The sequence below is a fragment of the Streptomyces sp. Ncost-T10-10d genome (genome assembly GCF_900091955.1).
In the GTDB taxonomy this organism is placed as follows: domain Bacteria; phylum Actinomycetota; class Actinomycetes; order Streptomycetales; family Streptomycetaceae; genus Streptomyces.
The window spans coordinates 73440-85591 of sequence record NZ_FMDF01000157.1 but is presented as its reverse complement, the minus strand read 5'-3'; the positions used below and the strand labels follow the sequence as shown (position 1 = coordinate 85591).

Below are 12152 nucleotides of genomic sequence, written 5' to 3'. Positions count from 1 at the left end.
ATCGCCTTGAATGTCTTCACGGAAACAGCGCGATCAGCGCTTCCCCGATGCGGAGGTGACCGGCAACCCGGGCTCCGCACCCGGAAGCAAGTACTGCCACACCAGGTGAAACCGGCCAATCACTCCGATGCACGCGCCTTTCACCCGGTTGGGGGGTACTGCCGGGCCCGGCGGCGCCACTGTGTGAACGCTGAGGTGCTGTTGGCATCGAGGAGAGCGAGAACAGCATGACCTCATCGGCGATCTCCGGCATATCGCGCGCGCACGTCACCGTCGCCGGATGTGCTCTGGTCCTGTGCACGACGACGGCAGTCCCGGCTGTCGCGGACGGCGACATTCCCGGCGCGAAACCCACGGTGGTTCTGGTGCACGGCGCGTTCGCCGACAATTCCAGCTGGGACGGGGTGATTTCGCGCCTTGAGCGCAGCGGCTACCCGGTGATCGCGCCCTCCAACCCGCTGCGCGGTCTGTACAACGACTCCACCTACATCGCCTCGGTACTGGACAGCATCAAGGGCCCCGTCGTGCTGGTGGGCCACTCCTACGGCGGCGCCGTAATCAGCTCGGCCGCGGCCGGAAACCCCAAGGTGAAGTCGCTCGTGTACGTGTCGGCTCTGATGCCCGACGTGGGCGAGAGCGGCATGTCGCTGGGCGCGCGGTTCCCCAGTGAACTGGGCACCGCCACCGACTCCGTCCCGTTCCGGGAGAGCGGTCGCAGTGGGACCGACCTGTACCTCAAGCGCGACAAGGTCCACGAGGTCTTCGCCGCAGACCTGCCGGAGAGCGAGGCGAAGCTGCTGGGGGTCACCCAGCGGCCCGCCGCCACGACCGCCTTCTCGGAGAAGGCCAAGGTCGCGGCCTGGAAGCAGATACCGTCCTGGGCACTGGTGGGCCGGCAGGACAAGACCATCGACCCGGATCAGGAACGCTTCCAGGCAAAGCGGGCCCGCTCGCACACGGTGGAGATCAACTCTTCACATGTGTCCCTGATCGCCCACCCCGAGGCGGTCGCCGACCTGATCCTCCAGGCGGCTGCAGCTCCCGACTCCGCCCGGCCCTCCCTGGCAGCCAGCGGATCCGCGCATGACGCACGTGCCAGGACCGTCCTCGCTCGTTTCGCCGGGGCGTCCCTGATCGTCGGTGCGGGAGCTGTTCTTCTCGGCCACCGGCTGCGACGCGCCCGCCACTGACGGCGGACAGGCTCGGCCTACCGTCCCCTCGTGCGGAACCGCCGGTGACGGCGATGTCAATCGCGGGGGCGGGAGGCAGGTGGAGCAGCGCCCACGAGGTGATCTGTCCCTGGGCAGAGCCAAGGTGCCCGCACACCGGAGCTCGCTCAGGATATCGCTGACCTGGGCCGATGCCGGCCGGAGTGCAGAGACGCATCACGGCGCGCCGCAGGCATGGCCGACCTGCTCGTACGCGAGTTGCTGGAAGCCGGGATCGTCGGCCGGGACACCCCGGGGGTCGACGCCGATCCCGGCTTCAACGCGGATGGCGCCCGGACCATGCGGATCACCGACGACCACTTCGGGCATCCCTCAACACCGCTCGGTGGGGACCAGTACGTCTACGGCGTCACATCGGTGACATTCCACCGTTGGTTCGCCCCGGAGTTGGGCTGCCAGGTGGTGACGGAGGCACCGTCGTTCGTGGCCTGCCCGCCGACTTCCAGGAGCTTGCCGGTCCCGGCGTTGACGAGCGTCCAGGCGCCGTCGCCGGTCGACGACATGATCCACTGGGTGGCCGCGTCACGCCGCCCGCTGTCGGATTCGACGACCGGGACGTCGTCGCGTACGGCGAGACGCTTGCCACTCGCCGCGCTCGTGAACACGTACCGCTTGCGGTTCTCAGCGCCCTCACCGCTGATCTGCCGCAGCCGCCACTGCTGGCCTGCTGCGGAGGCGCCGGCCTTGATGACGAGCTTGCTGCCGTCGTCGGCGACGGTCAGGTCCTTGCCGCTCTGCGCGCCCGTCAGCTCGTACGTGTGCCCCTTTTGCAGGGTCGCCGCGCCCTTCGCGACACCGGACACCCCGTCGACGACGAACGAGGTCACCGACTGCGCCGGCACCGTGAAGGTGGCCTTCTTGTCGCTGACCGGGATGGCGTCGTGCCGTGCCAGCTTGCCGTCGGCACTGGTCACGACCGGGGTGACGGTCGCACCCTTGCCGATGCGGCCGAACTTCGACAGATCAAGCGACACCGTGCGGACGTCGGTGGTCTTGTTGACATGGACGACCGTCGCGCTCTTGCCGTCCTGGGAGACGGCAGCGGCGCTGCTGGTGTCGTCGGTCTTGATCAGGCTGTCACCGGGCTGGATGTAGTGCGTGAAGTTGCGCGCGGTGTCGAACTTCGTGTTCGTGTACACCGGGCAGCTCTCAAGGGTGTCCTTCGAGGTGCAGCTGAACGGGAGCTGGATCTCGCCCCAGTTGCCGCCCTTGGCGGACTCGCCGCCGGGCTTCATGTTGTCGTAGTCCTCGACGGGCTGCCAGAACACCCAGGCGGTGGGCTCCAGTTCACGCAGGTCGTCGACCATCTGCTGAGCGAGCCCGAGTCCCGGCCGCATGTCGGTGAAGGACTGTCCGTCGCCCCAGTCGCCCTCGACCTCGCTCATCCACAGCGGCTTGTCGGCCGCCTTCGCCAGGTCGCGCACGGAGGTGCGGCCGCCGGTGCCGTACGTGTGGACGTTCATCTGCCCGACGATGTCCTTCACATCGGCCGGATAGGTGTTCCAGTTCTTCGTGAACGTGGTCGGGTTCGTCTCGTCCATCGCCGAGATCTGCGCGCCGGTCCGCGCCTTCTTCAAGGCGGGGGCGAGGGCGCGTATGACCTTCTGCTGGAGCTCGGGGCCTATGTGCGCGCCTTCCTGGCGTCCGCCGGTCGGCTCACCGTCGGCACCCAACTGTGTTCGCCAGTAACTGGTGTTGGGCTCGTTGAACGGGTCGACCGTGTCGACCTTGATGCCCTCCGCCTTCTCCAGACGCTTCGTGGCGCCCGCCAGGTAGGCGGCGAAGTCGTCGACGGATTCGGTCTTGAGCTGATCCTTGGACGCGTCGAAGCCGCCGGATACATAGCCGCTCTCCGTCATGAAGTACGGCGGCGAGTTGCTGAACGTCTCCCAGTGGTCGATGTCGTCCTTGATCCGGTTCACCCACCAGCGTTGCGTCGCGTCGGCGTTCTCGTTCCAGTCCGCCGCGTCGTCGGCACTCCACCAGTCGGTGTCGTCGCGGGTGGTGCCCTCGGGGGCCTTCCACCACCCTTCGACCGCTCCACCGGCTCTCAGGTAGTCCTTCACATCAGGGGCGTTGCCGCCGCCGATGTTGTAGCGGGCGATGTTCAGGGCGAGCCCGTCGTCACCGAAAAGGAGGTCGGCGAGCTTCTCGCGGATTTCCCGCGGGTAGCCTCCGGTGACGTTGGCGAACCAGACGAGGCTGGTGCCCCAGCCTTCGAACTTCTGCTGCTGGTACGAGGGGTCGGGGGTCACCGTGACGGCGGCTGTCGACGCTGCGGCCGTCACGGGCGGGGCGGTGGTGAGGGCGGCTCCGGAAACCAGGACGGCGGTGCCGACGAGGCCGAGGAGTTGTCGTGTGCGGATATGGCGTGCCAACGTGTGCTCCCAAATCATATGTGTGGGCGGATAGTTGGTACTGCTGTGGTGCGATTCAGGGGGCGGGTTGCCGGAGCACGGCGACGTCCCGGGGCGGCAGTACGAGGCCGCCCTCCGTCGCGGGTCCGACGAGCAGCTCACCGGTCACGCCGGGCAGCGGCACCGGCACGTCGCTGCGGTTGACCAGGAAGAGGTAGCGGCTGTCGGCGTCGCGGCGCACGGTGAGCTCGACCGCTCCTCGTGCCTCGTCCGGGAGTTCGCTGGTCACGCCGGCCGGTGCGAGCAGATCCGGCAGCAGTGCGGCGAGGCCTTCGGCGCCGAGGCGGGTGGAGACGTACGCGGCCGAACCGTGGCCCGTCGTGCAGCGTGTGATGGCCGGGCGAGAGGCGTACGTCCCGCTGCGGTAGCGGGCGAGCACCTCGACGTCCGGCCCGGTGACGGTGATCCGGTCGGTCCACAGGCTGCCGGTCGTCTCGTTGTCGAGATCGACGGTGGCGCCGTCGAGAAGCGGCCCGAACTCCTCGATGCGGATGCCGAGCAGCTCGCGCAGGGCGCCGGGGTAGCCGCCGAGCCAGATGTGGTCGTTCTCGTCGACGACGCCGGAGAAGTACGTGGTGACGAGGTGTCCGCCGCCCTCGACGTACCGGGTCAGCGCCTTGCCGAAAGGCTGGGGCACCACGTGCAGCACGGGCGCGATCACCACGTCGTACGAGGAGAGGTCGGTACGGTGCGCAGGCACCACGTCGGCGCGAATACCGAGCCGCAGCAGTGCGGAGTACCAGTCGAGGGCCTCGCGGTGGTAGTCGAGCCGCGAGGTGGGGTGGGAGTCGTGCTCGCTGGTCCACCACGAGTCCCAGTCGAACAGGACGGCCACGCGGCCGGGTTCGCGCCCGGCTCCGGCGATCGGCGCGAGCGCTTCGAGGGTGCGCCCCAACTCGGCTACGGAGCGGAATAGTTCGCTGTCGGAACCGGCGTGCGGCACCATCGCCGAGTGGTACTTCTCGGCTCCGGCCGCCGATTGGCGCCACTGGAAGAAGCAGACGGCGTCGGCGCCGTGCGCCACGTGCAGCAGCGAGTCCCGCGCCAGCTCCCCGGGCTTCTTCGCCAGGTTGACGGGCTGCCAGTTCACGCCGCTGGTGGAGTGCTCCATCAGGAACCACGGGCGGTGGCCCGCGATACCGCTGGTCAGGTTGGCTGCGAAGGACAGCTCGTCGCGGTCCTGCGGGCCTGGGGTGACGTAGTGGTCGTTGGCGACGAAGTCGATCGCGCCCGAGTCCGCCCAGTCCGCGTAGTCCATGCCCTTGGTGCCGCCCATCACCATGAAGTTGGTGGTCACCGGCACGTCCGGGGTCAGCTCGCGCAGCACCTCGCGCTCCGCGAGCAGATGGTCCTTGAGCGCGGCCGACGAGAACCGTTTGAAGTCGAGCTGCTGCGTCGGGTTGGGGTGCGAGGCGGCGAGGCGCGGCGGCAGGATCTGGTCCCAGTCGCTGTAGCGCTGGGACCAGAAGGCAGTTCCCCAGGCGTGGTTGAGGGCTTCGAGCGTGGTGTAGCGGCGGAGCAGCCAAGTACGGAAGGCGTGGGCGGCGTCGTCGGAGTAGTCGTAGACGTTGTGGCAGCCCAGCTCGTTGTTGACGTGCCAGGCGACCAGGGCCGGATGGCCGGCATAGCGCGTCGCCAACTCCCTCACCAGGCGCAGCGCATGGGTGCGGAAGACCGGCGAAGTGGGCCGCCAGTGCTGGCGTGCGCCCGGCCAGAGCGTCTCGCCGGTAGCGGTCACCGGCAGAATATCCGGGTGGGCGGTGGTGAGCCACGGCGGCGGAGACGCGGTCGCGGTGGCCAGGTCGACACCGATGCCGCCCGCGTGCAGCAGGTCCATGACCTCGTCGAGCCATTCGAAGTCCCAGGTGTCGGCGGTGGGCTGGATCCGGGCCCAGGAGAAGATCGCCAGGGAGACGATGTTCACGCCGGCCTCGCGCATCAGCCGGACGTCCTCCTCCCACACCTCTCGCGGCCACTGCTCGGGGTTGTAATCGGCGCCGTAGCCGAGGCGTCGGCGGCCGTCGCTGCCCGCCGGGTACGGGAAACGGGAGATGCGGGGGGAGGTCATGCAGGTCCTTCCGGGGTCCTATGGTGCGAAGGCGAACTTCAAAGGCTTCTGGTGCTACTTCTCGACGGTGAAGCCCTGCTCCGTGCCGTACTTGACGGACGCCTCCTGCCACGCCTTCAGGCCCTGGTCGAGCTTCGTGCCGGAGATGTAGGCCTTGCCGACGGTGTCGTTGAAGATCGAGTTGGCGTACACCTGGTACGGCAGGTACTTCCAGTCGGCAGGCACGTTCTTCGCGGACTCGGCGAAGACCTTGTTGGCCTTCTGGCCGCCGAAGTACGGGAATTCGGTGTTCTGGAAGGCTTCTGAGTTCAGGTCCTTCGTGGTGGCGGGGAACGCACCGTTCTCGATGCGGGTCTGCACGCCCGCACCGGAGTTGGCGTACTCGACGAAGGCGTAAGCGAGTTCCCTGTTCTTGCCGAGCTCGGGCAGAGCGAGCGAGCTGCCGCCGTTCTCCGAGCTGTCCGCCGCCCCCTTGGTCCACTGCGGCAGCGGGGCCGCGCGCCAGTCACCGGAGGCGCCCTTCACACCGGAGGCGAAGTTGGCGGGCATCCACGCACCGATGGGCAGCGTGGCGATGGTGCCGTCGCCGAGGCCCTTGTACCAGTCGTCGCTCCATCCGGCGATCGGCGAGACGAGCTTCTCGTCGATGAGCTTCTGCCAGGTCTCGGTGTACTTCTTCGCGCCCGCGTCGGTGAAGTCGATGCCGACCTTGGTGCCGTCGACCTTGTACGGACGCGAACCGGCCTGCCACAGAAGGCTGGTGGTCAGTCCCGCGTCGCCGAGGTCGCTGGTGATGTACGCCTTGGGGTCCGCCTTGTGCAGCTTGCGGGCCGCCTCGACGTAGTCGTCCCACGTCGTCGGCACGGCGATCTTGTACTTGTCGAAGACCTTCTTGTTGTAGAAGAGCGCCATCGGGCCCGAGTCCATGGGCAGGCCGTAGATGCCGTCACCGGCCTGCACCGAGTTCCACGGGCCGGGAGAGTAGGAGTCGGCGAGCTTCTCGGCGCCGTAGGGCTTGAGGTCGGCGACCGACTTCGTCAGCGCGTACTGGCTGAGCGCGTAGTACTCGATCTGCGCGACGTCGGGGACTCCCTTCTTCGCCGAGATCGCGTTCTGCAGGGCTTTGTACTGGTCGTTGTTGGTGCCTGCGTTGACCAGGTTGATGTCGACCTTCGGGTACTTCTTCTCGAAGTCGGCGGCGACCTGCTTCAGGGTGGGCTCCCACGCCCAGACGGTGACGGTGCCCCCCTTCTTCAGGGCGGCCTGGATGTCGGCCGAACCGACCTTCTTCTGGCTGGAGTTGTCGTCATCGGAGCCGCCGCAGGCGGTCGCCCCGAGGGCGAGGGCGCAGACGAGACCAATGCCGCGCAGCAGGCGGCGGGGGTGCTTGGACATGGCGATGCTTCCACTTCGTCGTGGTCCTACAGAGGGTTTTCAGAAAACAAATGAAGGTTGAACTGGATTGTTGCGCCTACTCCTTGACGCTTCCGGCGGCGAGACCGGACTGCCAGTACTTCTGGAGCAGCAGGAACGCGGCGATCAGCGGCACGATGGTGATCAGCGAGCCGGTGATCACCAGGTTGAAGACGACCTCGCCGCCGGCCGCGTACGCCTGCTTGTTCCACGCGTCGAGTCCGACGGTCAGCGGGTACCAGTCGGGGTCCTTCAGCATGATCAGCGGCAGGAAGTAGTTGTTCCACGTCGCGACCGTGGTGAAGAGCAGAACGGTGACCGTGCCGGGCGCGAGCAGCGGAAGCGCGACCTGGAAGAAGGTGCGCACCTCGCCCGCGCCGTCGATGCGGGCGGCCTCCATCAGCTCGGTGGGGATCGCCTCGGCGGCGAACACCCACATCAGATACAGGCCGAACGGCGAGATCAGCGACGGGATGATGACCGCCCACGGGGTGTCGGTCAGACCCATCTTGCTGAACATGAGGAACGTCGGGACGGCGAGCGCCGTGGTCGGTACCGCGACCGCGCCTATGACGACTGCGAACACACCCCGCTTGCCCGGGAAGTCGAACTTGGCGAGCGCGTACCCGCCGAGGACGGCCAGGAAGGTGGCGCCGCCCGCGCCCACCACCACGTACAGCAGGGTGTTGAGGAGCCAGCGGCCGAAGACACCGTCCTGGTACGTGAAGGTCTCGGTGATGTTGTCCCACAGGGCGAAGTCCCCGTCGAACCACAGGCCGAACGAGCCCGCCAGGCCCTGCTGTGTCTTGGTGGCGCTGATCAGCAGCCACAGCAGCGGTACGAGGCTGTAGAGCAGGACGACGACGGTGAGCACGGTCAGCAGGACACTGCGCTTGGGGCGTCCCGGGGTGTGGCGGCGCGGGGCGCGCAAGCGCGAGGCGGCGGACTTCGGCGGCGCCGGGGGCCGGAAAGCGGTGGTGGTACTGCTCAGCCCGGTCATTGGGCTCACGCTCCCTTGCGCATGCCGCGCAGCTGGACGACATAGGCGACGATCATGGTGATCACGCCCATGACGATGGCGACCGTCGCGGAGTAGTTGTGCTGCTGGCCGGAGAAGGACAGCGAGTACGTGTAGTAGTTCGGGGTGTAGTCGGTGGTGATCGCGTTCGGTGCCAGCTTCTGGAGGATGGCGGGTTCGTTGAAGAGCTGGAAGCTGCCGATGATCGAGAAGATGGTGGCGATGACGAGCGCGCCGCGGATGGCCGGCAGCTTGATGGCCGAGATGACGCGCCACTGTCCGGCGCCGTCGATCTCCGCCGCCTCGTACAGCGCATGCGGGACGACCCGCAGCGCGGCGTAGAAGATCAGCATGTTGTAGCCGACGAACTCCCAGGTCACGATGTTGCCGATGGACGCCAGGATCAGGTCGGAGGAGAGCGGGTCGGGCAGCTTCACGCCGAACGCGTCGTTGAGGTCGCCGACCAGGCCGAAGCGGGTGCCGTAGATGAAGCCCCACATGAGGGAGGCGACGACGGCGGGCACCGCGTAGGGCAGAAAGACGGATATCCGGAAGAAGTCCTTGCCGTAGAGGCGGCCACTGTCGAGGGCGAGCGCGACCAGCAGGGCGAGGCCCAGCATGATCGGCACCTGGATCAGGAGAAACAGGCCGACGCGCCCGACTCCGTCCCAGAACTGACTGTCCTGCAGGGCCTGTTGGTAATTGCCCAGGCCCACGAAGGTGGTGCCGCCCACGAGCTGGGTCCTGAAGAGGCTCAGATAGATCGAGTACCCGAGCGGCGCCAGGAAGACCAGCGCGAAGACGAGGACGAAGGGGCCGATGAACCCCCATCCCGTCCACGAGCGACGCGCCTGTCGCACCGGTGGTCCGGCCGGGCGGGGCCCTGTGGCCGCCGTCGGTTGAAGCGTCGTCATCTCGCGTCCCTCGCTCGTACATTCCTCGCGGGTGGTGACCTTGATGTTTGCGTAACCATTCCGACGCGCAAGGGGCCGACGGCTGTTATGGTTACGTAAACATTCGGTGGCGGCATGTCTACACCGCCCCGTTGATCACGGTCAAGAGTCCGCCTCTCGGTATACGAACGAGACAGCTGGTGAGGGAAAACGGTGGGAGCAACGGACAGCGCCCCGGCGCAAGGCAGGCCCGGTGGCCGACGCCGTGCACAGAACGCGTCGATGGCGGACGTCGCCCGGGTCGCGGGCGTTTCCTCACAGACGGTGTCCCGCGTCTCGAACGGCTTCCCCGGCGTCAACGAGGAGACGCGGCAACGGGTCCTCGCGGCGATGAAGGAGCTCGGCTACCGGCCCAACAGCGCGGCCCGCGCGCTCAAGCGGGGCGACTTCCGCACGATCGGCGTGATCACATTCACGCTGTCCACGACGGGCAACATGCGCACGCTGGAGGCCATCGCGACTTCAGCCGCACAGGAGGGGTACTCGGTCACGCTGCTGCCGGTCGCGGTCCCCACCCAGGACGAAGTGCGCGGCGCCTTCTCCCGGCTGGGTGAGCTGGCGGTGGACGCGGTCATCGTTATCATGGAGGTCCATCTGCTCGACTCGGCGAGCCTGTCGCTGCCACCGCACGTGAAGATCGTGGTGGCGGACTCGGACGCCGGAGACCGGTATGCGGTCGTCGACACCGACCAGGCGGGCGGCACGCGGGACGCCGTACTGCACCTGCTCGACCTCGGGCACCACACGGTGTGGCACCTCGCCGGACCGGAAACGTCGTACGCGGCGCAACGTCGAACGGACGCCTGGCGCAGCACACTCGAGGAGGCGGGCCGCGTGCCACCACCCCTCGTGCGGGGCGACTGGTCGGCGGAGTCGGGCTACCGCGCAGGCCTCCACCTGGCCGAACAGGCCGACTGCACCGCGGTGTTCGCCGCCAACGACCAGATGGCGCTCGGCCTGCTGCGCGCCCTCGACGAGCGGGGCCGCAAGGTTCCGCAGGACGTCTCGGTCATCGGCTTCGACGACATCCCGGAGTCGGGCTCGTTCCTTCCCCCGCTGACCACGGTCCACCAGGACTTCGCCGAGGTCGGCCGCCGCTGCGTGCAGAGCGCCCTGCGCCAGGTACGGCAGGGCGAGGCAGAGCGGGGAACGACGCTGGTGCCCACACGGCTCGTGGTGCGGGACAGCACGGCGCACGGACGCGGCTGACGATGTGCCGGGGGACGTGAGGCGGCCTGGCGGGGTCGGGCTCGTCGATGGCGGCGCGGGACCAGGGGCGGTCGAGGGTCGCGACGGGGTCGGTGTCGCCGGCGATTGCGACGTCCAGCAGTTCCGTCGGCAGGGCGCGTTTGCTGCCGTATGTGAAGTACACGGTCTGGACGCCGACTTCGACGGTGCGGGCGACATCCTCCATGGTCGTACGCGCCCAGCCGCGTTCGGTGAAGAGCCCGGCGGTGGCGTTGAGCATCTTGCAGGGCATGCCTGCCAGGTCCGGACGCGGCACTTGCCCTCGTGCGCACTTCAACTCCTAGCCTCCTGAGGCATGAAGACAGAGACGAAGAGCAGAGACCTGGGGCGCGACGGCATCGAGGTCAGTGCGCTGGGCTTCGGATGCTGGGCCATCGGCGGCGAGTGGGCGGACCCGGACGGCAATCCGCTCGGGTGGGGCAGGGTCGAGGACGAGGAGTCCGTCGCGGCGCTCCGGCGGGCATTGGAGCTCGGCGTGACGTTCTTCGACACGGCCGATGTGTACGGGACCGGGCACAGCGAACGGATTCTCGCCCGGGCTCTCGCCGGGCGCCGTGATGACGTCGTCATCGCCACCAAGTGGGGCAATCGCTTCGACGAGCGGGCCCGCACGCTGATCGGGGGCGACAGCTCCCCCGCGTACGCCCGCCGGGCGCTCGTCGCCTCACTGCGCAGGCTCGGCACCGACCGGATCGACCTCTATCAGCTGCATCTGTCCGACGCGCCACTCGACGAAGCCGCGGAACTCCGGGACACCTGTGAGGAGTTCGTGGCCGAGGGGTTGATCCGGGCCTACGCGTGGAGCACCGACGACCCGGTGCGCGCCGCACTGTTCGCGGAGGGCGCGCACTGCGTCGCCGTGCAGCACGCCTGCAATGTGCTGGAGGACGCGCCGGAGATGCTCGCTCTCTGTGCGGAGCTGGGGCTTGCGAGCATCAACCGCAGCCCGCTCGCGATGGGGCTCCTCACGGGCGCGTACGACCCCGAGCGGCGCGGCGGAGCGGGCGACATCCGGGCCACCCCGCCGGCCTGGCTGCGGTGGTTCGGGGCGGGCGGGAGCGCGGCGCCCGAGTGGGCGGCGCGGGTCGATGCCGTACGCGAGGCCCTGACAGCGGACGGACGCACCCTCGCTCAGGGTGCCCTCGCCTGGCTCTGGGCCCGCAGCCCGCACACCGTGCCGATCCCCGGATTCCGAACGGTCGCCCAGGCGGAGGAGAACGCCGGGGCACTGGCCCACGGGCCGCTGCGGGAGGAGCAGTTGACGGAGATCGCCACGCTGCTGGCCTGACGAGGGCGGCCGGCACCCCCACCTGAGCGCGGGCCGGTCGGCGGGAGTGCGGACCGGCCCGCGGGGCGGCTCGTCGTTGCCGCGTCAGGCGTCCACCGCGTACCTCCGGAAGTCCCGCATCAGCTCGGGCGGCGTCGGTCATCTCCAACTGGCTGAGCCCGTTCCGCGGTTCGGCCTTCGTCCGCGGAGCCGCCGAGGCCCCAACCCTGACCTCGATGAACAGGGCAGCGGTCCGCCGCCGTCGGCGAGCAGCCGCCGGGTGAACGCCGGCCGGTCGTCGACAGAATGGCATCGGATGAGGCCCGCTGCCCGTCCGGTGGGTCGTCCGGGCATCGCAGCTGGTGGACGCCCCCGTCGGGCGTTGGAGCAGTGTGCCCACGTTCGCGTTCGGGGCGGGCACTGCGGATTCCACGGCGGACAGACATCCGGCTGCCGAGAGCGGCGCACTGCTCACCGAGGTCGCCCGTCGGCCTGAGGAGCCGTGCGGCCCGGCGCGCAGGAAAACCTCCAGCTCCGTG

General features: G+C 68.5%; 9 protein-coding genes and 1 pseudogene. 3 read left to right on the top strand and 7 right to left on the bottom strand.

Annotation, left to right across the window (positions count from 1 at the left end):
* Positions 1–227 precede the first annotated feature (227 nt).
* Complete coding sequence (locus tag GA0115254_RS28305) at positions 228–1190, top strand: alpha/beta fold hydrolase (protein ID WP_093898123.1); 963 nt, start codon at positions 228–230, stop codon at positions 1188–1190.
* Positions 1191–1385: 195 nt separating this feature from the next.
* On the opposite strand, the gene GA0115254_RS44755 is transcribed toward GA0115254_RS28305, so the two are convergent.
* The 6 genes from GA0115254_RS44755 to GA0115254_RS28280 all read right to left on the bottom strand — a co-directional run bounded on the left by GA0115254_RS44755 (position 1386) and on the right by GA0115254_RS28280 (position 9059).
* A complete protein-coding gene (locus GA0115254_RS44755; protein ID WP_176740326.1) occupies positions 1386–1538 on the bottom strand; it encodes a hypothetical protein in 153 nt (50 codons plus the stop codon).
* Positions 1539–1570: 32 nt separating this feature from the next.
* Positions 1571–3625: an RICIN domain-containing protein gene (locus GA0115254_RS28300; protein WP_176740325.1), complete on the bottom strand. Its 2055-nt coding sequence runs from the start codon at positions 3623–3625 to the stop codon at positions 1571–1573.
* Positions 3626–3662: 37 nt separating this feature from the next.
* Complete coding sequence (locus GA0115254_RS28295; protein ID WP_093898121.1) at positions 3663–5714, bottom strand: beta-galactosidase; 2052 nt, start codon at positions 5712–5714, stop codon at positions 3663–3665.
* Between the two features lie 54 nt (positions 5715–5768).
* The gene (locus GA0115254_RS28290; protein WP_093898120.1) at positions 5769–7109 is read right to left on the bottom strand and encodes an ABC transporter substrate-binding protein; all 1341 of its coding nucleotides are present in this window, start codon (positions 7107–7109) and stop codon (positions 5769–5771) included.
* 76 nt (positions 7110–7185) lie between these two features.
* Complete coding sequence (locus tag GA0115254_RS28285; protein WP_093898119.1) at positions 7186–8127, bottom strand: carbohydrate ABC transporter permease; 942 nt, start codon at positions 8125–8127, stop codon at positions 7186–7188.
* Positions 8128–8132: 5 nt separating this feature from the next.
* Positions 8133–9059: a carbohydrate ABC transporter permease gene (locus GA0115254_RS28280; RefSeq protein WP_093898118.1), complete on the bottom strand. Its 927-nt coding sequence runs from the start codon at positions 9057–9059 to the stop codon at positions 8133–8135.
* A gap of 261 nt (positions 9060–9320) precedes the next feature.
* Between GA0115254_RS28280 and GA0115254_RS28275 the strand changes: the two genes are divergently transcribed.
* Positions 9321–10307: a LacI family DNA-binding transcriptional regulator gene (locus GA0115254_RS28275; protein ID WP_093898117.1), complete on the top strand. Its 987-nt coding sequence runs from the start codon at positions 9321–9323 to the stop codon at positions 10305–10307.
* A gap of 142 nt (positions 10308–10449) precedes the next feature.
* On the opposite strand, the pseudogene GA0115254_RS46585 reads toward GA0115254_RS28275, so the two are convergent.
* Positions 10450–10566 (bottom strand): annotated as a pseudogene (locus GA0115254_RS46585) (helix-turn-helix domain-containing protein); the annotation flags it as partial.
* A gap of 75 nt (positions 10567–10641) precedes the next feature.
* Between GA0115254_RS46585 and GA0115254_RS28265 the strand changes: the two are divergent.
* The gene (locus tag GA0115254_RS28265) at positions 10642–11634 is read left to right on the top strand and encodes an aldo/keto reductase (RefSeq protein ID WP_093898116.1); all 993 of its coding nucleotides are present in this window, start codon (positions 10642–10644) and stop codon (positions 11632–11634) included.
* The last annotated feature ends 518 nt before the right edge of the window (positions 11635–12152 follow it).

Bases quoted from the DNA above. Each gene is read 5' to 3' on its own strand.
- GA0115254_RS28285 (WP_093898119.1), bottom strand. From the start codon at position 8,127: ATGACCGGGCTGAGCAGTACCACCACCGCTTTCCGGCCCCCGGCGCCG.
- GA0115254_RS28280 (WP_093898118.1), bottom strand. From the start codon at position 9,059: ATGACGACGCTTCAACCGACGGCGGCCACAGGGCCCCGCCCGGCCGGA.
- GA0115254_RS28305 (WP_093898123.1), top strand. From the start codon at position 228: ATGACCTCATCGGCGATCTCCGGCATATCGCGCGCGCACGTCACCGTC.
- GA0115254_RS28265 (WP_093898116.1), top strand. From the start codon at position 10,642: ATGAAGACAGAGACGAAGAGCAGAGACCTGGGGCGCGACGGCATCGAG.
- GA0115254_RS28275 (WP_093898117.1), top strand. From the start codon at position 9,321: ATGGCGGACGTCGCCCGGGTCGCGGGCGTTTCCTCACAGACGGTGTCC.
- GA0115254_RS28295 (WP_093898121.1), bottom strand. From the start codon at position 5,714: ATGACCTCCCCCCGCATCTCCCGTTTCCCGTACCCGGCGGGCAGCGAC.
- GA0115254_RS28290 (WP_093898120.1), bottom strand. From the start codon at position 7,109: ATGTCCAAGCACCCCCGCCGCCTGCTGCGCGGCATTGGTCTCGTCTGC.
- GA0115254_RS28300 (WP_176740325.1), bottom strand. From the start codon at position 3,625: ATGATTTGGGAGCACACGTTGGCACGCCATATCCGCACACGACAACTC.
- GA0115254_RS44755 (WP_176740326.1), bottom strand. From the start codon at position 1,538: ATGCCCGAAGTGGTCGTCGGTGATCCGCATGGTCCGGGCGCCATCCGC.